This window comes from Xanthomonas sp. F14, assembly GCF_014199865.1.
On record NZ_JACHOM010000001.1, the window covers coordinates 230,395 to 253,533 of the forward strand.

General features: G+C 66.3%; 13 protein-coding genes and 1 riboswitch. Of the genes, 8 read left to right on the top strand and 5 right to left on the bottom strand.

All coding sequences use genetic code 11. The features are described from left to right. Positions 1-30: 30 nt before the first annotated feature. From GGR73_RS01090 to GGR73_RS01110, 5 genes are all read left to right on the top strand, one after another. Positions 31-2,001 (top strand): OPT family oligopeptide transporter, encoded by a 1,971-nt coding sequence (locus GGR73_RS01090; RefSeq protein ID WP_104553291.1) that lies wholly within the window; start codon positions 31-33, stop codon positions 1,999-2,001. Positions 2,002-2,826: 825 nt separating this feature from the next. Beyond that, on the top strand, positions 2,827-3,675 hold the full coding sequence (locus tag GGR73_RS01095; protein WP_166771366.1) for a transporter: 849 nt from the start codon (positions 2,827-2,829) through the stop codon (positions 3,673-3,675). 302 nt (positions 3,676-3,977) lie between these two features. Continuing rightward, positions 3,978-6,404, top strand: coding sequence for a glucose/quinate/shikimate family membrane-bound PQQ-dependent dehydrogenase (locus GGR73_RS01100; RefSeq protein WP_326520410.1), 2,427 nt, complete (start codon positions 3,978-3,980; stop codon positions 6,402-6,404). A 236-nt stretch (positions 6,405-6,640) separates the two neighbouring features. Then, complete coding sequence (locus GGR73_RS01105) at positions 6,641-7,927, top strand: carbohydrate porin (RefSeq protein ID WP_166771031.1); 1,287 nt, start codon at positions 6,641-6,643, stop codon at positions 7,925-7,927. 172 nt (positions 7,928-8,099) lie between these two features. Continuing rightward, a complete protein-coding gene (locus GGR73_RS01110) occupies positions 8,100-10,220 on the top strand; it encodes an alpha/beta hydrolase family protein (RefSeq protein ID WP_184455291.1) in 2,121 nt (706 codons plus the stop codon). Positions 10,221-10,321: 101 nt separating this feature from the next. On the opposite strand, the gene GGR73_RS01115 is transcribed toward GGR73_RS01110, so the two are convergent. Next, positions 10,322-10,726, bottom strand: coding sequence for a hypothetical protein (locus GGR73_RS01115; RefSeq protein ID WP_221233945.1), 405 nt, complete (start codon positions 10,724-10,726; stop codon positions 10,322-10,324). A 324-nt stretch (positions 10,727-11,050) separates the two neighbouring features. Here GGR73_RS01115 and GGR73_RS01120 point away from each other — a divergent pair, with 324 nt between their 5' ends. Next, the gene (locus tag GGR73_RS01120; RefSeq protein WP_184455293.1) at positions 11,051-11,521 is read left to right on the top strand and encodes a hypothetical protein; all 471 of its coding nucleotides are present in this window, start codon (positions 11,051-11,053) and stop codon (positions 11,519-11,521) included. Between the two features lie 128 nt (positions 11,522-11,649). After that, the gene (locus tag GGR73_RS01125; protein WP_024939479.1) at positions 11,650-12,375 is read left to right on the top strand and encodes an AraC family transcriptional regulator; all 726 of its coding nucleotides are present in this window, start codon (positions 11,650-11,652) and stop codon (positions 12,373-12,375) included. A gap of 828 nt (positions 12,376-13,203) precedes the next feature. Here the strand turns inward: GGR73_RS01125 and GGR73_RS01130 are convergent. The 4 genes from GGR73_RS01130 to gcvP all read right to left on the bottom strand — a co-directional run bounded on the left by GGR73_RS01130 (position 13,204) and on the right by gcvP (position 21,402). Next, positions 13,204-15,312 (bottom strand): catalase, encoded by a 2,109-nt coding sequence (locus GGR73_RS01130; protein WP_160955129.1) that lies wholly within the window; start codon positions 15,310-15,312, stop codon positions 13,204-13,206. Positions 15,313-15,517: 205 nt separating this feature from the next. After that, positions 15,518-16,372 carry an aldo/keto reductase gene (locus tag GGR73_RS01135; RefSeq protein ID WP_024939477.1) on the bottom strand — a complete coding sequence of 285 codons (855 nt, stop codon included), beginning with the start codon at positions 16,370-16,372 and terminating at the stop codon, positions 15,518-15,520. Between the two features lie 21 nt (positions 16,373-16,393). After that, a complete protein-coding gene (locus GGR73_RS01140; RefSeq protein WP_184455295.1) occupies positions 16,394-18,043 on the bottom strand; it encodes a carboxylesterase/lipase family protein in 1,650 nt (549 codons plus the stop codon). A gap of 425 nt (positions 18,044-18,468) precedes the next feature. Further along, on the bottom strand, positions 18,469-21,402 hold the full coding sequence (gene gcvP / locus GGR73_RS01145) for an aminomethyl-transferring glycine dehydrogenase (protein ID WP_184455297.1): 2,934 nt from the start codon (positions 21,400-21,402) through the stop codon (positions 18,469-18,471). A 98-nt stretch (positions 21,403-21,500) separates the two neighbouring features. Next, positions 21,501-21,615: riboswitch (glycine riboswitch) on the bottom strand. Positions 21,616-21,871: 256 nt separating this feature from the next. Here gcvP and GGR73_RS01150 point away from each other — a divergent pair. Then, on the top strand, positions 21,872-23,125 hold the full coding sequence (locus GGR73_RS01150) for a multidrug effflux MFS transporter (protein WP_024939474.1): 1,254 nt from the start codon (positions 21,872-21,874) through the stop codon (positions 23,123-23,125). Positions 23,126-23,139 lie beyond the last annotated feature (14 nt).

Below are 23,139 nucleotides of genomic sequence, written 5' to 3' on the forward strand. Positions count from 1 at the left end.
TCCGGATTTTTTGCCACAGGGGAACTGCCCATGAGCCATGACGCGCAGCCGCGCCAGCTCACCTTCCGCGCCGTCGTGCTGGCCATCGTGCTGGCGGTGGTGCTTTCGGCCGCCAACGCCTATCTCGGCCTGTTTGCCGGCCTGACCATCGCCACCGCCATTCCGGCTGCGGTCGTCTCGATGGGCGTGCTGCGCCTGCTCGGCGGCGGCACCATTCTGGAAAACAACATCGTCCAGACCGGTGCCTCGGCCGGTTCGTCGATCGCGGCCGGGGTGATCTTCACCATCCCCGCGTTGGTGATCATGGGCTACTGGCCGGACTTCAAATACTGGTGGGTGCTGGGCATCGCCGGTATGGGCGGCTTGCTCGGGGTGCTGTTCTCGGTGCCGTTGCGGCGCTCGATGATCGTCGAAGACCCGCTGCCGTTCCCCGAAGGCAAGGCGGCGGCCGAGGTGCTCAAGGCCGGTGAAAACCCCGGCCCGGGCCTGAAGATCCTGGCGATGTCCGGTGCGATCGGCGCGCTGGTCAAGCTGGGTGCGGCCAGCGGCCTGCGGGTGATCCCGGACACCTGGGCGCAGGCCACCTACCTGGGCAGCAGCCGCCTGGTCGGCTATCTGGGCACAAACCTGTCGCCGGCGCTGCTGGGGGTGGGCTACATCGTCGGCCTGAATGTCGGCATCGTGGTGCTGTCTGGGTCGATCCTGTCCTGGCATATCGCCATTCCGCTGTATCAGCAGTTCTTCATGGGCAGCGACCCGGCCCTGGCGCAAAGCCTGGTCGGTGCGCCAGCGGCCGATGCGGCATTCGGCATCTGGGGCGCGAAGATCCGTTACCTGGGTGTCGGCGCGATGCTGATCGGCGGCGTGTGGACGCTGTTCTCGCTGCGCAAGTCGCTGTTGTCCGGCGTCAAGAGCGGCTTTGCTGCCGCGCGCAAGAGCGGTGGCGGTGTGGTCGCCGAGACCGAGCGCGACCTGCCGATGAAGTGGATGCTGGCGGCGCTGGTGCTGTGCACCTTGCCGCTGCTGGGCCTGTACCAGGCGATCGTGCAGCAGTGGCACGTGTCGATCCCGATGACCATCATCATGATCGTGGCCGGCTTTCTGTTCGTGTCGGTGTCCGGCTATCTGGCCGGCTTGATCGGCTCGTCCAACAACCCGGTCTCGGGCATCACCATTTCCACCATTCTGTTCGCCTCGGCGGTGCTGGTGCTGTTGCTCGGCAAGGATGGTCTGGTGCCGGTCGGCATCGGCGCGGCGCCGTTGGGTGCGGTGGCGGCGATCATGATCGGCGCGGTGGTGTGTTGCGCGGCAGCGGTGGGCGGCGACAACCTGCAGGATCTCAAGGCCGGCTATCTTGTCGGCGCCACGCCATGGAAGCAGCAACTGATGCTGGGCATCGGCGCGTTTTCCTGCGCACTGATCATGGCGCCGGTGTTGAACCTGCTGGCGCAGGCCTACGGCATTGGCCCGGCCACGCCGCAGCACCCCAACTCGCTCGCTGCACCGCAGGCCACGCTGATGGCCTCGGTCGCCAAGGGCCTGTTCGGCGGGCAGCTGCCGTGGTCGATGATTGCCATCGGTGCCGCAGTAGGCGCGGCGATCATCGCGCTGGACGAATGGCTGAAGAAGACCGGCAAGCGCTTCCGCGTGCCGGTGCTGGCGGCGGCGATCGGTATCTACCTGCCGCTGGAGCTGATGGTGCCGATCTTCCTCGGCGGCCTGATCGCGCACCTGGTGGAGCGCTTCCACAAGATCCGCTCCGACGACGAAGATGGCCGCGACCGTGTGCATCGCCCGGGCGTGCTGTTCGCCGCCGGCCTGATCACCGGCGAGGCGTTGATGGGGATCGCCATCGCGGTGCCGATCGTGCTGTCGAGCCGCGCCGATGTGCTGGCGTTGCCGGCCAGCCTGCAGCTCAACCAATGGTTCGGCCTGGCGATTCTCGCCCTGGTCGGCTGGCTGCTGTACCGCGTCGGCAAGCGCGGCGAACAAACCGCCTGAGGGTGACGCTTCACCAAGGCATGCGCCTGCGCGCTGCCTCTCGACGGACACGCATCGCTGGATGCGTGTCCGTTTTTCGTTGTGGTGTTGCGACTGGATTGCCGCAGTTCTGATTGCCTTGCAGAAGGCGCGGTTCGAATGCGGCCCTGCTGCCGAACGCGCGAGTGCAGCAGCATGCCGGTAAGACACGGGGCACCAAATCGTCGCTGCGACCGCATAGCGTCATATCCAGTTCGAACATCCCTGCAAGCTGGTGCATTGCCACCGTGAGCGGACCTGCCTTGCCGCTGCAGGGCAACGTCATTGGCGCATCTGGCCAATCGGCTGACACGACGAGAGCAGCTGCACCGCGCCGACGCATCAAGCACCTGCCGATCGCACAGCGCACGCACAACGCTCAGGCCGTCGCGTCTGCACCACCGCAACGCCTTTGCGCCGGCTTTACGCCCCACCCAGGCCTCGTGCATAGCGACTTTATGCGGCTGCTCCGTATCGTGCCGTCTCCCGCACCGATGGGTGCACCACGGCGACCGCATGCCTCGATCGATCCCGGTGACGCGCCACGGCGCAGGTCATCGCTCCGCCTGACCCCCATTAATGATGGGTGTGGAAAAGCGACTCATATCACGCTGTGCGACATCCGCACACTGTTGAGGCCGCTTTTGTTACCGACAGCGTTTTCGGACCTGCCGACGCCTATAAGATCGATTGGCAACACGCCGCCCTCCAGCGGCCATGCAGTCGTTCGACATCCACGCGCATTCCCCCTCCCACTGCTGGCCGTTCACGCGATCTGGCCAGCGTCTTGCCATGGAAACCACTGCAATGCTGACTGCTGCTATCTCCCACCGTTCCACCCGCGCACGCCGTGCCCCCGTGTTTAGCATCGCCCTGGCCGGTGTGCTGTGCAGTCTTGCGCTGCAGGCACAGGCACAGGAGGCCACCGACGCGGCGCTGTGTACCGATCGCCCGACCAAGGCCAATTCCACCTGTACCGTGCCAACCGGCGCCTGGCAGCTGGAAACCGACATCGGCAGCTACACCCGCGACAGCCAGCCCGGCACGCGCATCGAAACCTCGGTGTTCACCAATCCCACGCTCAAATACGGCGTCAGCGACCGCATCGATCTGCAGCTCAACTGGGCGCCGCAGCTGCAGGTCAAGACCACCGACCGCGCCACCGGCGCACGCAGCAGCCTGAGCGGCGGCGGCGACATCTATCTGCGCATGAAGGCGCGTTTCTACGAAAGCGACACCGCCAGCGTGGCGTTGCTGCCGTTCGTCAAGGCACCGACCGCGCGCACCGGCCTGGGCAACGACGAGTGGGAAGGCGGCGTCGCATTGCCGATCAATTTCGCGCTGCCCAACAGCTTCTCGCTGACCTTCGGGCCCGAGGTGGATTGGTTGGCCGACAGCGATGGCAGCGGCAAGCATGTTGCGCTGATCAACGCGATCAACCTGGCGCATCCGCTCACCTCCAAGTTGTCGATGGCGGTGGAAGTGTGGTCCTCGATCAACCGCGATCCGGCGCAGACCATCGAGCAGTATTCGGCCGACATCGCCGCTGCGTATCTGCTCAATCCGCTGCTGCAGCTGGATGTGGGCGCCAATTTCGGCCTCAACGACCGCACCCCGGACGCGCAGGTGTATGTGGGCATGTCGCACCGTTTCTGACGCGCGAAGCGCGCGCTGCGCACACAAAACGCCACTGCGGTCCGCGTCTGTGCGGACTGCAGTGTTCCGCAGGAAACCGCTTCAGATATGTAATAAATACCCGGTGCGGTGCGACACTATGTCGTCAGTCTGCCGGGCATGCCGGTGCCGGTCTCGCCAGAGGTACGCGGGCCGGGGAGGGGAGTGACAGAAAGTGGGCAGTGATGCTGCCTCTACTGGCCGTCGTGCGTGCGCCTTGCAGCATCCAGATCGGAATGCCGGGCGCAGTGCAGCGCGGAATCTCCTGATCGAGGTGTTGCAACGTGGAAACGAAATCGAAGTTGCCGGTCCCGGGCCGGGCATTGCTGCTGGTGCTGGGCATGCTGGTCGCGCTGGTGGGGCTGATCTTTCTGCTGGGTGGCGCGAGGTTGGCCAGCCTGGGCGGCAGCTGGTACTTCCTGCTGATGGGCCTGGCGACCGTCGTGGCCGGGGTGCTGATCGTGCTGCGTCGGCCGGCCGGTGCGCTGGTGTACGGCGTCGCCTTCGCGCTGACGCTGGTGTGGGCGCTGTGGGATGCGGGGCTGGAGTTCTGGCCGCTGGTCTCGCGGCTGATGCTGCCTGCGGGGTTCGCCGTGCTGGTGGCACTGGCCTGGCCAGCGCTGCGGCGCAGCCGGGCGTTGCCGACCGGGCGCACGGCCTATGGCGTGGCGACGGTACTGGCGCTGGCAGTAGTGGCCGGAATCGGCGGCATGTTCGTGCCGCATCCGCCGGTCGCAGGCAACGCGGGGCCGGGCGTGACGGCGGTGCCGCCTGGAAGCGTGCAACAAAACTGGTCCGCCTACGGCAATACCGATGGCGGCAGCCGCTTCGCTGCGCTGGACCAGATCAACCGCAGCAACGTCGACCGGCTGCAGGTCGCCTGGACCTATCACACCGGCGAGATCGCCAACAGCGACGGCAACGGTGCCGAAGACCAGCTGACCCCGCTGCAGGTGGGCGAGAAGGTGTTCCTGTGCACACCGCACAACAATCTGATTGCGCTCGACGCCAGCACCGGCAAGCAGCTGTGGCGGCACGAGATCAATGCGACCTCGTCGGTCTGGCAGCGCTGCCGTGGCCTGGGCTACTTCGACGCCGACGCGGCGTTGCCGACGCCGAGCGTGGCCAACCCCTCGCCGATTGCCGCAGTGACGGTGGCGCAGGACGCCAACTGCCGTCGCCGCCTGTTCACCAACACCATCGATGGTCGCCTGATCGCGGTGGATGCGGATACCGGCGCGTTCTGCCAGGGCTTCGGCAGCAACGGTCAGGTCGATCTCAAGGCCGGCCTGGGTGCTGCGCCGGATCCGTTCTACCAGCTGACCTCGCCGCCACTGGTGGCCGGCACCACCGTGGTGGTGGGCGGACGCGTGGCCGACAACGTGCAGACCGACATGCCTGGTGGCGTGGTGCGCGGCTTCGATGTGGTCACCGGCGCGCAGCGCTGGGCCTTCGACCCGGGCAATCCGCACGACCGCCAGGCGCCGGCCGCCGGCAGCAGCTATGTGCGCAGCACGCCGAACGTGTGGGCACCGATGTCCTACGACGCGGCGATGAACACCGTGTTCCTGCCGCTGGGCGGGCCGTCGACCGATCTGTACGGCGCCGAGCGCACCGCGCTCGATCACCGGTACGGCGCCTCGGTGCTGGCGCTGGATGCCACCACCGGTGCGGAGAAGTGGGTCTACCAGACCGTGCACAACGATCTGTGGGACTTCGACCTGCCGATGCAGCCCAGCCTGATCGACTTCCCCAAGCAGGACGGCAGCCACACCCCGGCGGTGGTCATCGGCACCAAGGCCGGGCAGATCTACGTGCTCGACCGCGCCACCGGCAAACCGCTGACCGAGGTCAGGGAAGTACCGGTGAAGGACTCGGATATTGCGCGCGAGCAGTACGCGCCGACCCAGCCGTTGTCGGTCGGCATGCCGCAGATCGGCACCAAGCACCTGACCGAATCGGACATGTGGGGCGCCACTGCGATCGACCAGATGCTGTGCCGCATCGCGTTCAAGCAGATGCGTTATGAAGGCCTGTACACCGCGCCGGGCACCGATGTCTCGCTGAGTTTTCCCGGCTCGCTGGGCGGCATGAACTGGGGAGGCTTGTCGACCGACCCGGTGCATGACGTCATCTTCGCCAACGACATGCGCCTGGGCTTGTGGGTGCAGATGATTCCTGCCGACACCCGCAAGGCCGAGGCGGCCGGTGGTGGCGAGGCCGTCAATACCGGCATGGGCGCCGTGCCGCTGAAGGGCACGCCGTATGCGGTCAACAAGAACCGCTTCCTGTCGGCACTGGGCATTCCGTGCCAGGCGCCGCCGTACGGCACGCTCAGCGCGATCGACCTCAAGACGCGCAGCATCGCCTGGCAGGTGCCGGTGGGGACGGTGCAGGACACCGGCCCGTTCGGCATCAAGATGCATCTGCCGATCCCGATCGGCATGCCGACGCTGGGCGGCACGCTGTCCACCCAGGGCGGGCTCGTGTTCATTGCCGGCACCCAGGACTACTACCTGCGCGCGTTCGACAGTGCCACCGGCAAGGAACTCTGGAAGGGCCGCTTGCCGGTCGGCAGTCAGGGCGGGCCGATGACCTACGTCTCGCATAAGACCGGCAAGCAGTACGTGGTGATCAGTGCCGGTGGTGCGCGGCAGTCGCCCGATCGTGGCGATGACGTGATCGCCTACAGCTTGCCTGACGCGCACTGACACCGCCCACTCTTGACCACGTCGCCAGCTGCGTCGGCGTGGTCACGGAGCGGCCGACAAACCTCCGCGTGCCCGGCTGACCGCTGCGCACTCGCGTCAGCCGCTGTTGGCTGCAACCCGACGGCCGGGTGTCTCGCATATCCCGGCCAACGTTCCCGTTACCGCAGCGGCGCTTTGGCACACCGCCATGCATCGGCACCGCTGGCCGTGCACGCTGCCCCGATCAGAGAACCACGATGCATCGTCTGTCTTTCCTCCCGCGCCGCAGTGCGCTGGGCTACGCCTTGTTGCTGGCACTGCCGGCCACCGCAGTCGCCGCGGGCGATACCACGCTGACCGGCGACTGGGGTGGGCGCCGTTCCGCCTGGGCCGAGCAAGGCGTGAGCGTCCGCGGCGACTACGTGTCCGAGACGTTTGGCGTGGTGGACGGCGGCTACGAAAACACCAGCGCGCGCTATGCACAGCAACTGCGGGTGGGCGTGGATCTGGACATGGCCAAGCTCGCCGGCTGGGGTGGTGGCAGCCTGCATGTCACCATCAACGACCGCCGCGGCCGCAGCACCTCCGCCGACCTGGTCGGCAATCGCTTCCCCATCCAGGAAGTGTACGGAGGCCAGTACACCCGCCTGAGCGAGTTCAGCTACGACCGCAGCTTCAACCAAGGCAGGACGTATCTGAAACTGGGCTTCTATGCGATGGGCAACCAGTTCGCCTCGCACACGTTGCTGGTGAACTTCGTCAATGCCGCGTTCTGCGCGCATCCGCTGGCGTTTTCGGCCAATAGCGGCTGGTACAACTATCCGGCCGCGCGCTGGGGCATCGAAGGCGCGCAGCAGCTGACCCCGCAGCTCAACCTGCATGCCGGCTGGTTTCAGGTCAACCCGAATCTGGGCTTCGGTGCCCGCGACACCTACGCGTTCGAGCCGTTCGCCAGCGGCACCACCGGTGCGATCTTCCCGCTCGAATTTACCTGGAAGCCGGCCGCCGCGCGCTACCCGGGCGTGTACAAGTTCGGTGGCTACTACGATTCCTCGTCGGTGCCCAGGCGTGGGCTGGATACCAGCCGCAGCACCGGCCGCGACGGCGCCTATCTGCTGGTCGAACAGAAACTGTTCACCCCGGGAGCGGACCCCGGCATCGGCCTGACCGGATTCGCCCAGTACATGGCCAGCGACCACGACAGTGCGCTGATGACACGGTGGTATTCGGTCGGCGGGGTGTACCAGGGCATCGGCACACGCACGCAGGACCGCATCGCACTCGGCTATGTGGCCGGCAGGATCAATCATCGGCTGCTCGATGCACGCCGCGCAGAACTGATCGATGCCGGCGTGGCGGCCGATTCGCCATTGGTCGGGCTGAGCGCTGCCGAAGAGCTCTACGAGCTCGCCTACAGCGCGCAGATCACGCCGTGGCTGATGTTGCGCCCGGACCTGCAATACATCGTCAACCCCGGGACCTACGCCTATACCCACACGCGCAATGCAGTGGTGGTCGGGCTGCAGGCCAAACTCACGTTCTGAGTGCGTGCCCACAGCGTGGCGCGCCGTTGCCGCACGGCGCACTGCGCGCTGTGCGCATTCGGCGCCTTGCAGGGCGGCCACGTGCGGCGCCTGCGGGCGCATGACCTTGTGCCTTTGCGCGTGCGCCGCAGCAACGCCTACCATCGACGTTTTGCCGTTGCAGGAACTCTCGATGAAGCTTCGTTACGCCGTGCTGCCCCTGTGTCTGTTGACCGCCTTGCCAAGTCTTGCCGCTGCGCGCGGATTCGATGTGCGCGACATGGTCGCGCTGGACCGGGTGTCTTCGCCCACGCTCAGCCCCGACGGCAGCGTGCTGGTGTTCGCCAAGCGGCAGGCCAAGAGCAGCAACGGCAAGCCGGCCACCGGCCTGTGGACGCGCAATCTGCGTACCCGCGATGCCGCGCCGCCCAGGCGGCTCACTCCCGACGGCTGGAACGTCAACAGCCCGGCGCTGTCGCCGGACGGCAAGACGGTGTACTTCCTCAGCAGTAAATCCGGTACGCAGCAGCTGTACGCGCAGCCGCTGGCCGGCGGCGCTCCGCAGCAGTTGACCGGCTTTGCGGTGGATGTGGACAGCTACAAGCTCTCGCCCGACGGCAAGCGCATCGCCTTCAGTGCCGGCGTGTTCCAGGACTGCGGCTCGGACCTGGGTTGCACCAAGAGCAAGCTCGCCAACCTCAAGAGCGCCAAGGCCAGCGGCGTGGTCTACGACCAGTTGTTCGTGCGGCATTGGGATACCTGGAACGATGGCCGACGCAACACCTTGTTCGTCGCCGACCTGCCGGCTGCCGGCGGCAAGGCCGTGGCCGGTGCCTCGGCGATCAGCGCCACGCTGGCCGGCGATGCGCCCTCCAAGCCGTTCGGCGGCAACGACGATTACGCCTGGTCGCCCGACGGCGGCAGTGTGGTGGCCAGCGTGCGCGTGCCGCAGCCGCATGGACCGGAAACCGGCAAGAAGGCAAGCGCCGGCGCCAAGCCCACCGGCAACGACGAGCCGTGGCAGACCAACTTCGACCTGTACCGCCTGGATGCGGCCGGCAAGGCCGCGCCGGTCAATCTGACCGCGTCCAACCCGGCCTGGGATGCCGGCCCGGTGTTCAGCAGCGACGGCAAGACGCTGTACTACCGCGCGATGAAGCGCCCCGGTTTCGAAGCCGACCGCTTCGGCCTGATGGCGATGGACGTGGCCAGCGGCAAGAGCCGCGAGATCGCCCCCAAGTGGGACCGCTCGGCCGGCGAGATCGTCTTGAGCGCCGATGGCGCCAGCCTCTACACCAGCGCCGATGACCTCGGCGAGCATCCGTTGTTCAAGATCGACATCGCCAGCGGCCAGGCGACCAAGCTGGTGGGCGAGGGCAGCGTGCATGCGCCGACCCTGGCCGGCAACACGCTGGCGTTCACCCGCAACTCGCTCAAGAGCGGCGACCAGGTCTTTGTGAGCGACGTGCAGGGCCAGGGTCTGCGTGCGATCACCCAGAGCGCCGGCGAGTTGCTGCCGGAGGTGCAGTTCGGCGATTACGAGCAGTTCCAGTTCAAGGGCTGGAACAACGACACCGTGCACGGCTATGTGGTCAAGCCGTACAACTACCAGGAAGGCAAGACCTACCCGGTGGCATTCCTGATCCACGGCGGGCCGCAGGGCAGCTTCGGCAACGGCTGGAGCAACCGCTGGAATCCGCAGACCTACGCCGGCCAGGGCTATGCGGTGGTGATGATCGACTTCCACGGCTCCACCGGCTACGGCCAGGAATTCACCGATGCGATCAGCCAGCATTGGGGCGACCGCCCGCTGGAAGACCTGCAGAAGGGCTGGACCGCCGCGCAGAAGCAGTACGGCTTCCTCAATGGCGACAAGGCCTGCGCGCTGGGTGCCAGCTATGGCGGCTACATGGTCTATTGGATGGCCGGCAACTGGAATCAGCCGTGGAAGTGCCTGGTCGACCACGACGGCGTGTTCGACAACCGCACCATGGGCTACGCCACCGAGGAACTGTGGTTCAGCGAATGGGAAAACGGCGGCACGCCGTGGCAGAACCCGGCCGGCTACGAGAAGTTCAACCCGGTGCTGCACGTGGACAAGTGGAAGGTGCCGATGCTGGTCATCCACGGCCAGCAGGATTTCCGCATCCCGGTCGAGCAGGGTCTGGCCGCGTTCACCGCGCTGCAGCGCAAGGGTATCGATTCCAAGTTCCTGTACTTCCCGGACGAGAATCACTGGGTACTCAAGCCGGACAACAGCGTGCTGTGGCACGACACCGTCAACAGCTGGCTGAAGCAGCATATCGGCCAGTGAGGTCGCGACCGGCACGCCGCCTGGAGCGGCGTGCCGGTTGGTGCGGCGATGACGCGTGAGACCTCGGCCTTTGATGCGGGTCGCAGGGTTGTTCGGTTTGCTCAGTTCGGCAGCTGATCGCGTTTGGCCAACTGGCCTTCGACGATCTGCAGGATCTCCGCCACCGCGATGCCGAACGAGCCGGCATTGCCGGCATCGAAGGCGGCCTTCCATTCTGCATAACCCGGCAGGTAATCCTGATTGGGCGCGGCAGTGCCGACGTGTTCGGCAGCGCTGCGCTCCAGGGTCTGCGCGATCACCGGGATGTGCAGCAGCGCGTCCAGGATCCCAGCGGGCAATCCTGCGTGACGCACCTGGATGTCGCTGATGCTCACGTGCAGGATCTGGCCGCCGTGGGGGTGCACATCGATCTGGTTGATCAGCAGCAGCGGGGCCTCGGTTGCGGTGCGCCCGCGGCAGCGCCAGAGCTGGCCGACCGCATAGACGGGGGAGGTGGTGTCAGGCATCGGGTACTCCACGATCAAACCGCAATGATGCAACGCGCTTGCGGAGATGGCGACTCTGCCGGCATGCCGGGGTTGGTCCGGCGTTCGACCCGAGGTCTGCGCAATCGCGCTTCGCCCGTCAGACGATGTTCGCAGGTACGGTGTTGCGTGCTGGCAGCGTCCACGCGTGGATGAGTCCGCTTGCGGAGCGCGGAGAGGGCCTGGATCGCCGCATCTGGCTGAATGCCAGCATGAGCCAACAGTGCCGCAGTGCACGCAAGCCATGTCAAAATAGCGATTCTTTAACTTCCTCAACTCCCTGCCAGGATCGCAAGGACCGTTTGCATGCGCACCTTGTTCCGCCCCTCATTGTGGGCGCTCGCCCTCGTCTGTAGTCCTGCCTTGAATGCCGCATCGCGGCCCACGGCCGTGCCTGCGCGCGCGCCCGTGGCTGCGACTGCCGCAGTTGGCACCGATGCGGTGGCCAGTGACCCGGCCGTGCCACTGCCGGCCACGCTGAAGTCCGGCATGGGCTACCGCGCGTTTGCGCAGGCGGTGATGGAGCAGGGCTGGCAGCTGGTGGATCCGCTTGCCGCCGACAGCTGCATGGCCGCCGGCGATTGCGCCGTCGAGTTCATCGCACCCGGCGGCAGTGCACGCCTGCAGGTGCAGGTTGGCTCGCAGTCCGGCGCGGCGGTGGTCAGTGGCTGGCGCGCGCAGCAGGTGCCGCTGGATCGCATCGGCAACCCCACCGCAGCGGCGGTGGACAGCAAGGCTGCGCCGGCCGCGTCCAAGGTGGCCGACAACCCGCGTTAAGCGCAGTGCGCCGGCGTCTGAGGCGCGCGGCGTATCATGGCGCTGCATGCGCTGCGGCCTGCATCGGTGGCGCGCGTCAGCGCCAGCTGCGTCTTTCCTGATCCCGAGTCCAGTCCCGCATGACCTCCATGAAGAGCATCGATCCTGCCGATCTGGAAGCGTTGTTCGATGCGGTGCCGGACGTGCTGTTCTTCGTCAAGGATCGCGAGGGCCGCTATACCCACGTCAACCAGACCATGCTGCGGCGCCTGGGCCTGAAATCGCGCAAGGAATTGATCGGCAAGCGCGTTGCCGAGGTCTATCCCAGCGGGCTGGGCGCCAACTACGCCAATCAGGACGAGCAGGTGCTGGCCGGGGAAGTGATCGACAACCTGCTGGAACTGCATCTGTTCGCCAACCGCGAACCGGGCTGGTGCCTGACCTGCAAACGTCCGCTGCTGGTCGATGGCAAGGTGCAGGGCATCATCGGCATCTCGCGCGATCTGGGGCCGCAGGACGGGCACGAATCGCAGTACGAAAAACTGCGGCTCGCGCTGGCGTACCTCAACGCCAACTACGCGCAGAACGTGCGCATGCAGGCGCTGGTGGAGATCACCGGGTTTTCGATGTCCAAGCTGCAACGCTCGTTCCGCAAGGTGTTCCAACTCACCCCGCAACAGGTGCTGGCCAAGCTACGCCTGCAGATGGCGATGCATCTGCTGCACGGAAACAAGAGCCTCACCGAAATCGGGCATGCCTGCGGTTTCAGCGATCAGAGCGCCTTCGCACGGCAGTTCAAGCTGGCGGTCGGCATGACGCCACGCGAGTACCGCGCGCTGGCGAACGCGGCGCAGTTTCCTGCCGAACCGGCTTAGCGGATCCGACAAGACGACTGCTCAGCTGCTGAGTTAGCCGAGCACGGCTCCTCTGTAATGCTTGCGGGGAACTGCGTGAATCCATCGGGATTCCGGGTTGCAGTTTCGTTTGGTAGATGCAGTCGAAAGCTTGGTTCGTCGAGTGTGCGGCGCCCCCACCGCTTGCGGGACACGCCGTGAATCCGTCCATGGAGGCTCGGTGGCGGCATCCATGCCGCCACACGGTCCCGCAAGCGGCGAGGGCACCGCACCAGATAGTTGGTCGGCTGTTTTCCTGAAAGCTTGTTGCTCAGCCTGGGCAGAAGAGAAGTTGGTAGGTCACGTGTTGAAAGCCTGTCGGCTACCCCGCTTGCAACGGAGAGTCGTTAAGAGCTGGTCGCGCCCAGAGCAATCCGCCCAGCGCACTGCATGCTCTTGCTTGCAACCGTGCACACCGACCCTCTCGACGGGTCCTTGCCCGCCCGCCGTCGCGGGACCTTACGCGGCATGGATGCCGCGTAAGAGCCTACACGGACGTACTTGCGGCGTGTCCCGCGAGGGTGGGCGGGCAAGGGCCTCGCAGCCAAACCGCAGCCCGCCGCTCTACTGCCGACCTGGTCGCGCGCACCGACACCCCAAAGACACGACCGAGCAACGACATAAAGACAGCCAGGATTCCAAGTCGCAGCATCGTTTAGTAGACGCGGCCAAAAGAATGGCTGAAGGCCGGCCGTTGCACAGGACGCGTTGATCTACTGCTGAAGATGAGTTGCTACCCGCATCAACGACTTGGGCGCGAACGACGTGGAGTCGTTCGCGCCCAAGCCTGTGCAGCCTATGCGGATGCGGTTACGCCAACATGCGCACCTTTGGTTCGCGTGCCCACTGGCGGGTCTTGGCGGCAGTGATGAATGCCTTGGTATCTGCCGCCGCGATCACACCCGCGTCCTTACCGACATTGCCGGCCTTCAGCAGCAGCTGCGCGCCATCGTCGAAGGCGATTGCCTTCAGATGCGCCCACGCATTGCTGACAAAATCCAGCGCCGCCGATTCGCGTGTCAGCGCCTTGGCAGCTTCCGACGACAACACCACTGCCACTGCATCGAACACCACCGAGGGTGTGCCGGCCAATTGACCATCTGCAGCCAGTTGCTTGCCGTCGCTGAGCTTGGCGCCGCCCAGTTTCGGCGCAACGATCTTGACCGTAGCACCGGCGGCTTCGGCGGCCTTGCGCACCTCCTTGATCGTCGCTGCATCGGAGCCATCGTGAATCAGGATGCCGACCGTGCGGCCCTGCAAGGTGTCCTTCATCTTGCCGATCAGCTGCAAGGCAGGCGACAGCGGCATGTCGGTCGGTGCGACCGCAGCCGGCGGCGCCGGCGGCAACGTGGTCATGCCCATGCCATCGGCCACACGCTGTGCCAGCGTCGGGTCGATGTGACGCAGGTGACCGACGATGGCTTCACGCACGTGCGCGGTCTCCACCTTGGACAACTCGAACACCAGCGCCGATGCCATATGCGCCTGTTCCGGTGCGGTCTGGCTGCGGAAGAACATGCGTGCCTGGCTGTAGTGATCGGCAAAACTTGCTGCGCGTACGCGGCCCTTGGCGCCGTCTTCGGCCGGTGTCGCATGGCTGGGGAATCCACGCAGCGCCTCACGCGGTGCATCGGCCTGCAACGAGCTGGGTTCGTAGGCGACACGGCCCTTGGGGACGCCCATCTGCATATGGCCGTCGCGCTGGTTGTTGGCGAACGGGCACTTGGGCGCGTTGACCGGGATCTGGTGGAAGTTCGGTCCACCCAGGCGGCTCAGCTGCGTGTCCAGATACGAGAACAGGCGGCCCTGCAGCAGCGGATCGTTGCTGAAGTCGATGCCGGGCACGATGTTGGCCGGGCAGTACGCGACCTGCTCGGTCTCTGCGAAGAAGTTGTCCGGCCAGCGGTCCAGCACCATGCGGCCGACGATCTGCAGCGGCACCAGTTCTTCCGGAATGACCTTGGTCGAATCCAGGTGATCGAACGGGAATGCATCGGCTTCCGCCTCGGTGAACAGCTGCACGCCCAGCTCCCACTCGGGGAAGTCGCCGCTCTGGATCGATTCGAACAGATCGCGACGATGGAAGTCCTGATCGGCGCCGGCGATCTTCACTGCCTCGTCCCAGATCGTGGACTGCAGGCCGAGCTTGGGGCGCCAATGGAACTTGACGAAGGTGCTGTCGCCCTTTTCATTGAGGAAACGGAAGCTGTGGATGCCGAAGCCTTCGATCATGCGCAGCGAGCGCGGAATGGTGCGATCGCTCATCGCCCACATGATCATGTGCATCGACTCGGGGCTCAGCGAGATGAAGTCCCAGAAAGTGTCGTGCGCACTGGCAGCCTGCGGGAAACCGCGGTCCGGCTCCATTTTCACCGCGTGGATCAGGTCCGGGAACTTCATCGAATCCTGGATGAAGAACACCGGGATATTGTTGCCCACCAGATCCCAGTTGCCTTCCTTGGTGTAGAACTTCACCGCAAACCCGCGCACGTCGCGCGGCGTGTCCACCGAGCCGGCACCACCGGCAACGGTGGAAAAACGCGTGAACAGCGGCGTCTTTTCGCCGACTTCGGTGAAGATCTTGGCAGTGGTGTACTGGCTCAACGACTTGGTCAGCTCGAAATAGCCATGCGCCGCGCTACCGCGTGCGTGCACGATGCGCTCGGGGATGCGCTCGTGATCGAAGTGGGTGATCTTCTCGCGCAGGATGAAGTCTTCCAGCAACGTCGGCCCGCGCGGCGTGGCGCGCAGCGAGTTCTGGTTGTCGCCAACCGGAATGCCCTGGTTGGTGGTCAGCTGCGGATGCGTGCCGCCGGCCTTCTGATGCAATTCATCGCCCGTGCCGCGCAACGTTTCGGGAGTTGCGCTGACAGCAGCGGTGGACGGAAGTTGCGCGGACTTGCTGGGGGACTTGGGCATGGGACTCCACTCTGGCGGGCTTGAAATGCGGGCTGATCCACTGAGCCTGGGAGGGGCGCTGTTAAGTGCATGTGTCTGCATGCGAACGAATACTCACATGCAGCCGAAAGTTTGCACTGGATCGCAGCCGTCCGATGCGTCGGTCACGCAATGTGCCGACGCACGTCTGCAAGCGCATGCAGCGAACGCGACCGTTACATGCCGACTACAGCAGATCCAGCGGCTGCTTGCGCGTCGGTGGCGGGAACGCACGGTCCAGTTCGGCAAGGTCCTGCGCGTCCAGGTGCAGCGTGCACGCAGCTGCATTCGCGCGCACATGCGCGGGCGTTCCCGATTCGGGAATGGCAATGACCTGGCCGCTGCGGATCGCCCATGCCAGCGCTACCGCAGTTGCGGCCACGCCGCGTCGCTCGCCGATCGCGTGCAGTACCGGGTGATCCAGCAATGCGCGGCTGCCTAGCGGCGAATACGCCATTACCGTCACCTCGTGCTGTGCGCACCACGGCAGCAGATCGAACTCGATGCCGCGGCTACCGGCGTGATACAGCACCTGATTGACCAGGCAATGCTGCCCGCCCTCGATCTCCCACAGCTCCTGCATGTCCTCCACATCGAAATTCGATACGCCCCAGTCGCGGATCTTGCCGGCATCGCGCAAGGCCTCGAAGGCATCGACCACCTCGCGCAGCTCGCTGCCGCCGCGCCAGTGCAGCAGATACAGATCCAGCGTGCGCACGCCAAGCCGCTGCAGGCTGGCCTCGCAGGCACGCGCGATGCCGCGCGCGCTGGCATTGCTCGGCAGGACCTTCGATACCAGATAAGGCCGCTGCGCGCTGTCCATGGCCTGGCCGATCAGTTGCTCCGACCGTCCATTGCCATACATCTCGGCGGTGTCGATCAGGCGCATGCCCAATTGCTGGCCTGTCTGCAGCGCATCGATCTCCTGCTGCGGCGGGTGTCGTCCCTGGCCCAGGTTCCACGAGCCGAGCCCGAGTGCCGGCACGCTGCGTCCGTTGCGCAGGCGCACCGTGGGGCAGGGAGATGAGGTGGAAACGGACATGGGTGGCTCCTGATGATGCGATCAATGCGAGTGTGACTGTGCCGGCGTTGCTGTCGCGTGCGGTGGTGTCAGCGTTGCCTGTGCATCCCAGAACGTGCAGCGATGCCGTTGCGCGAAGTCGGGCGTTGCGCCGATCCTGCCGGGCGACAGCGTCAACGGAGCGTCGCCATCGAAGCGCGGCCATTGCGGACGGCCAGCCCCGTTCGGATCGCCGGTGCGCGCAAACGCGCCCCAGTAATCCTGCAGCGTATTGGCGAAGGCCTGCTGCGCCGGCGTGAACGCCGGCTCGCCACTGAGTACCCACGGACGCTGGAACAGGTACACCAGTTCGGACGCGTGATACGCGCCCAGCGCATGCGAGAACGGCAGGCGCAACAGGCCGTAAGGCGCCTGCGGGTCGTCGAATTCGTACGCATACACCGGCGCGCGGGTGTGCAAGGCCTGGCCCAGCCTACGTGTCGGGCAGGCGAATCCGCCATCGGTGACGATGTCGGCAAATGCATCCCAGCGCGATTGCGCGGCAACGTCCGCGTAGCGCGCCATGATCGCGCTAGGGTCGGCATGCATGCGCTTGAGGCGTGCCTCATAACCGCTGCGCAGGTTGAGCTTGCCGATGTAGGACAGCAACTGCGCAAACAGCCGCCCTTCGTTGCGGTTGGTGCCGATCAGCACCGGCACCTGCGCATGTTGCAGGTTGGCGATCGCCTTGGCGGGCGGCAACGGCAACACCTCGCCGCCGGACATCGGCGCCCACGCATCGCTGCCGGTCAGGCCACGTCGCTGCGGTTTTGCGTCGGCCACGCTGTCGGCAGGCAATGCGCGCAGGCACGCGGCAACATCGCCTGAGCGCTCGCAGCCAAGCGTCTGCGCCATACGCACACCGCCGCGCTCGGCTTCGGCACGCGGCAGGCTGGAATCGCTGGCCAGGCAACTGCCGCTCTGCAGGATTGCGCGTTGGAACAGACCGGCCGCGCCCGGTGCGGCCAGTTGATAGCAGATGCTCCAGGCACCGGCCGATTCGCCGAACACGGTGACGTTGTGCGCATCGCCGCCGAAGGCGGCGATGTTGCGCCTGACCCAACGCAACGCAGCCTGTTGATCGAGCAATGCATATGCGCCTTCGCCCTCGCCACGCAGCGCCGGATGCGCGAAGAAACCGAACACCCCCAACCGGTAATTGGGCGCCACCACGATGACGTTCTGCCGCGCGGCCAATGCACTCAGGTCGTAGTCGACATTGCTGCCCAGCTCCAGCGCGCCACCATAGATCCACACCATCACTGCGCGCGGATGCGCCAGCGCAGGGCCGGGTGGCGCATAGACGTTGAGGGTGAGGCAATCCTCGGACACCTGCTTCTGCCCGAAGCGATAACGCGGCAGGCACGCCGGCCCGGCCTGGGTGGCATCGCGGACTCCCTTCCAGGCGGGCGCCGCCTGCGGCGCGCGAAAGCGCAATGCGCCCACCGGCGGCGCGGCGAACGGCACGCCCAAGAAAACCCGCCCCTGCGCGCCGGCAACACCGCGGACTGCGCCGGCATCGGTCTGCACCACCTCGGCCTGCGCATCGGCCGCGTGCACCAGCGCCGGCACCTCGCCAGGGCGGCGTGGCGCACACGCGGCCAGCGTGCAGGCCACCAGCAGGAGGATGCCGAAGTGTTTCAGCTGAAGCATGCGCAGGTCTGCCGTGTGCGTGAGGACGTCCGCCATCATCTCCACCGCACGTGTAGGGCAGGCAAACGTGTGGTTGGTAGGGCGCCGGCATGAGATGGCCGGGTACACGTGTTGCTGGGGAGTGAGCGGGTATCGCTGCCTGCGGCGCATGTGTACCTACTGGCGCAGTCGTCCTGCATGAAGTGTTGATGCATCCGCCTGCGACGGGCAGATGGCATCGCTATCACCTGGTCGAGTGCGGTGCGATGAGCGCAGCACGCGTCGGAGGGCAATCGTTCATCGCTGCCCATGAAGAGCCGGCTATCGCCTTGGCTGTGGCAAACGCAAAACCTGTGTCGGCTGCAGCGCCGTCCCGTCCCGTCCCGGCAACAAAAAACCCAGCCATGTGACCGGCTGGGTTTCGCGTTTTTACCTGGTGGTGGCGCTTACGCCTCCACGTCGTCCTTGTACGCATCCACCGGGATGCAGGCGCACATCACGTTCTTGTCGCCGTAGACGTTGTCCACGCGTGCCACCGGCGGCCAGTACTTCTGCTGCTTGAGGCTGGGCAGCGGGAAGGCGGCCAGTTCGCGCGGGTAGGCGTGGGTCCACTCGCTGGCCGACACCTGGGTGGCGGTGTGCGGGGCGTGCTTGAGCGGGTTGTCGTCGCGGTCCAGGCGGCCGTCTTCGATGGCGCGGATCTCTTCGCGGATCTGGATCATCGCGTCGATGAAGCGGTCCAGTTCGTGCTGCGATTCGCTTTCGGTCGGCTCCACCATCAAGGTACCGGCGACCGGGAAGCTCAGCGTCGGCGCGTGGAAGCCGAAGTCGATCAGGCGCTTGGCGATATCTTCGGCACCGATACCGCTGGTCTTTTCCAGCGGGCGGATGTCGAGGATGCACTCGTGCGCCACCAGGCCGTTGCGGCCGGTGTACAGCGTCTTGTAGTGCGGCGCCAAGCGCTTGGCGATGTAGTTGGCATTGAGCAGGGCCACCTGGGTCGCCTTGCGCAGGCCGCCGCTGCCCATCATGGTCACGTACATCCAGCTGATCGGCAGGATCGAGGCCGAGCCGTAGGCCGCCGCGCTGACCATGCCGCCAATGCGCGAGGATTGTCCACTCCCGCTTTCGGAGTTGAGTCCGCCGCCATGGATGGCGGCAGTTTGACCTTCGCCGGCATGGATGCCGGCACGAGGCAGGTATGGCGCCAGATGCGACTTCACCGCGCAGGGGCCCACACCCGGGCCGCCGCCGCCATGCGGAATGCAGAAGGTCTTGTGCAGGTTCAGGTGCGACACGTCCGAGCCCCACTTGCCGGGTTTGGCCACGCCGACCAGGGCATTCATGTTGGCGCCGTCGGTGTAGACCTGGCCGCCATGCGCATGCACGGCTTCGCAGATCGCCACCACGTCCTCTTCGAACACGCCGTGGGTGGACGGGTAGGTGATCATCAACGCGGCCAGACGCTCGGAGTACTTTTCCGCCTTGGCGCGGATGTCGTCGACATCGACATTGCCGTTGGCATCGCACTTGGTCACGACCACGGTCATGCCGCACATCTGCGCCGACGCCGGATTGGTGCCGTGGGCGGATTCGGGAATCAGGCAGATGTCGCGATGCGCTTCACCGCGCGCGCGGTGATAGGCACGGATCGCCAGCAGGCCGGCGTACTCGCCCTGCGCGCCGGAGTTGGGCTGCAGGCTGACCGCGTCGTAGCCGGTGCATTCGACCAGCATCGCTTCCAGCTCCTCGATCAGCTGCGCGTAGCCGGCCGACTGCTCGGCCGGGGCCAGCGGATGGATCGCGCCGAACTCGGGCCAGGTCACCGGGATCATCTCGGCGGTGGCGTTGAGCTTCATCGTGCAGCTGCCCAGCGGGATCATGGTGCGATCCATCGCCAGGTCCTTGTCGGCCAGCGAGCGCATGTAGCGCAGCAGTTCGTGCTCGCTGTGGTGGGTGTTGAACACCGGGTGTGTCAGGAACGCGCTGCTGCGCAGCAAGCCCTGCGGCAAGGCGTCGGCGGTGGCGGCATCGAGCGCGTCCACATCCGCCTGCGCGCCGAACAATGCGGCCAGCGCGACCACATCGGCGCGCGTGCTGGTTTCATCCAGGCTGATGCCGACCGCTTCGCTGTCGATCGCGCGCAGGTTGATGCCGGCGGCGCGGGCCTTGGCGTGGATGGCGTCGGCATCGATCGCCTTGACGTGCAGGGTGTCGAAGAACTGCTCGCCCACGGTGACACCGGCGCCGCGCAGGGCAGCGGCCAGGATCGCGGCAAGGCGATGCGTGCGCCGCGCGATGCGGGTCAGGCCCTCGGGGCCGTGGTAGACCGCGTACATCGAGGCCATCACGGCCAGCAGCACCTGCGCGGTGCAGATGTTGGAGGTGGCCTTCTCGCGGCGGATATGCTGCTCGCGCGTCTGCAGGGTGAGGCGGTAGGCCGGGTTGCCGGCGGCATCGATCGACACGCCGATCAGGCGGCCCGGCATCGAGCGCTTGTAGGCATCGCGGCAGGCCATGAACGCGGCATGCGGGCCGCCGAAGCCGAACGGCACGCCGAAGCGCTGCGAATTGCCGACCACGATGTCCGCGCCCCATTCGCCGGGCGCGGCGATCAGGGTCAGCGCCAGCAGGTCGGTGGCCACCGCGACCAGGCCGCCTTGTGCATGCACCGCATCGGCCAGCGCGGCGTGATCGCCGATGTGCCCGAAGCTGTCCGGGTACTGCAGCAGCACGCCGAAGCACTCGGCCTGCAAGGCCTCTTCCGGCGTGCCGACGCGCAGCACGATGCCCAGCGGCTCGGCGCGGGTGCGCAGCAGTTCCAGCGTCTGCGGGTGCACCGCGTCGTGCACGAAGAAGGTGTCCGACTTCGACTTGGCCGAACGCTTGGCCAGCGTCATCGCTTCGGCCGCGGCAGTGGCTTCGTCCAGCAGCGAGGCGTTGGCGATCTGCATGCCGGTGAGGTCGGCGCACAGGGTCTGGAAGTTGATCAGCGCTTCCATCCGGCCCTGCGAAATCTCGGCCTGGTAGGGCGTGTAGGCGGTGTACCAGGCCGGATTTTCCAGGATATTGCGCAGGATCACCTTGGGCGTATGGGTGCCGTAATAGCCCTGGCCGATGAAGCTGCGCTGCACCTGGTTCTTGCTGGCGATGGCGCGGATCTTGGCCAGCGCCTCTTCTTCGGTGATCGCCTCGGGCAGCGCCAGCGCCGCTGGCGACTTGATGTTGCCGGGCACGATCGCATCGGTCATCGCATCCAGCGAGGCGTGGCCGACCACCTCCAGCATCTGTGCGATTTCTGCGTCGTTGGGGCCGATATGGCGTTCGACGAACGCACTGTGGTGTTCGAGGTCGCGCAAGGAAGACGTGGTCTGGGACATGGCGGGCATCCGGGGCAGGTGGCAGACGAATGGTCGACGGCCGCCGGACCGGCGTGACGCGCGCAGCGCATCACCTCCTGTCGCAGCGACAGTCTTCCTCGCGCCCCTCTGTCCTTTTGCCTGAGAGTTTAAGAACGCGGCATGGCGCTGGGCCTGCCTGCGTTCCGTGCCCCTTCGGCGCCGGCATCGGCCGGTCTCTCCAGAGTTGTACTGCGGATGGTATCGGGCCTGAGCGATTACGGGCTGTTGCGCCTTCGGCAGCGGCAGTGCCGCTTCTCCCACCGTGTTGCCGGCCGATTATAGCCTGCGTGCGCACGCGCCGGAGCGCACGCGGCAGGCTATGCGCTCGGGTTTGCTTAACCTTGCAACGGCGAGCGCCTATCATCGACGCCCTTGTGCTCATCCCGACGCCGCCCCCAGGGCGGCGCCGGCGTGCGTCCCCCCGATGCACCACGTTTCGGATCCCTGCATGACCCCCACCACGCCTTCCACCCGTCGCATGGCGCTCCTGCTCGCCGGGTTGGCGATGTTCGGCCCGTTTTCCATCGACACCATCTTCCCGGCGTTCTCGCGGCTCAGCCGCAGCCTGGCGGTGGACGAGGTGGCGATCCAGCAGACCATCAGCGTCTATCTGCTCGCCTACGGGCTGATGAGCATCGCGCACGGCCCGCTGTCCGATGCCTGGGGCCGCAAGCGGGTGATCCTGGGCGGGCTGGTGCTGTTCATCGCCGGCTCGGTGGGCTGCGCGCTGTCGCAGGACCTGCCCACCCTGCTGGCGTTCCGCGCGCTGCAGGGGCTGTCGGCCGGGGTAGGCATGATCGTCGGGCGGGCGGTGATCCGCGACCTGTTCCAGGGGGCGGATGCGCAACGGCTGATGAGCCAGGTGTCGATGATCTTCGGCATCGCCCCGGCAATCGCGCCGATCATCGGCGGCTGGATCCTGCTCAGCGGCGCCGGCTGGCCGCTGATCTTCTGGTTCCTGGTGGCGTTCGGGCTGGTGCTGCTGGTGGCCACGCTGACCTGGCTGCCGGAGACCCACCCGCCGGAGGCGCGCACGCCGCTGCAGCTGCGCCGCCTGATGCACGACTACGTGCGGATCGGCTTCAACCCGCGTTTTCAGCGGCTGGCGGCGGCCGGTGCGTTCAACTTCGCCGGCATCTTTTTGTACATCGCCTCGGCGCCGGTGCTGATCATGCGCCACCTGCACCTGGGCGAGGGCGACTTCGCCTGGCTGTTCATTCCCACCATCGGCGGCATGACCCTGGGCTCGTTCCTGTCCGGGCGCATGGCCGGCAGCATGGACCCGGTGCGGCAGATCCGCATCGGCTTCATCTGCTGCGGCGTGGCGGCGCTGGCGAACCTGGGCTACACCATGACGGCGGCGCAGATCGCGCTGCCCTGGGCGGTGCTGCCGATCTTCCTGGCCGGCGTGGGCATGGCGCTGATCTTCCCGATCCTGGCGCTGGCGGTGCTGGACATGTACCCGCACCAGCGCGGCCTGGCCTCCTCACTGCAGGCCTTCACCCAGCTGATGACCAATACGCTGGTGGCCGGGGTGCTGTCGCCGCTGCTGAGTGAACACCCGCGCCATCTGGCGATCGGCATGACCGGTTTTTTCCTGCTGGGCTGGCTATTCTGGCGCTGGGAACGCCGCAGCGGCCGCCGTCTGCGCCGCCGCCAGGCCGAGGAGGCAGTGCCTCTGGAGCCGGCCGACCATCTCTGACCTCACAGGAGCCT

What these genes read in the sequence shown, in the direction of transcription:
- GGR73_RS01090 (WP_104553291.1), top strand. Translation starts at nt 31, where the DNA reads ATGAGCCATGACGCGCAGCCGCGCCAGCTCACCTTCCGCGCCGTCGTG.
- GGR73_RS01095 (WP_166771366.1), top strand. Translation starts at nt 2,827, where the DNA reads ATGCTGACTGCTGCTATCTCCCACCGTTCCACCCGCGCACGCCGTGCC.
- GGR73_RS01105 (WP_166771031.1), top strand. Translation starts at nt 6,641, where the DNA reads ATGCATCGTCTGTCTTTCCTCCCGCGCCGCAGTGCGCTGGGCTACGCC.
- GGR73_RS01110 (WP_184455291.1), top strand. Translation starts at nt 8,100, where the DNA reads ATGAAGCTTCGTTACGCCGTGCTGCCCCTGTGTCTGTTGACCGCCTTG.
- GGR73_RS01115 (WP_221233945.1), bottom strand. Translation starts at nt 10,726, where the DNA reads ATGCCTGACACCACCTCCCCCGTCTATGCGGTCGGCCAGCTCTGGCGC.
- GGR73_RS01120 (WP_184455293.1), top strand. Translation starts at nt 11,051, where the DNA reads ATGCGCACCTTGTTCCGCCCCTCATTGTGGGCGCTCGCCCTCGTCTGT.
- GGR73_RS01125 (WP_024939479.1), top strand. Translation starts at nt 11,650, where the DNA reads ATGAAGAGCATCGATCCTGCCGATCTGGAAGCGTTGTTCGATGCGGTG.
- GGR73_RS01130 (WP_160955129.1), bottom strand. Translation starts at nt 15,312, where the DNA reads ATGCCCAAGTCCCCCAGCAAGTCCGCGCAACTTCCGTCCACCGCTGCT.
- GGR73_RS01135 (WP_024939477.1), bottom strand. Translation starts at nt 16,372, where the DNA reads ATGTCCGTTTCCACCTCATCTCCCTGCCCCACGGTGCGCCTGCGCAAC.
- GGR73_RS01140 (WP_184455295.1), bottom strand. Translation starts at nt 18,043, where the DNA reads ATGCTTCAGCTGAAACACTTCGGCATCCTCCTGCTGGTGGCCTGCACG.
- gcvP (WP_184455297.1), bottom strand. Translation starts at nt 21,402, where the DNA reads ATGTCCCAGACCACGTCTTCCTTGCGCGACCTCGAACACCACAGTGCG.
- GGR73_RS01150 (WP_024939474.1), top strand. Translation starts at nt 21,872, where the DNA reads ATGACCCCCACCACGCCTTCCACCCGTCGCATGGCGCTCCTGCTCGCC.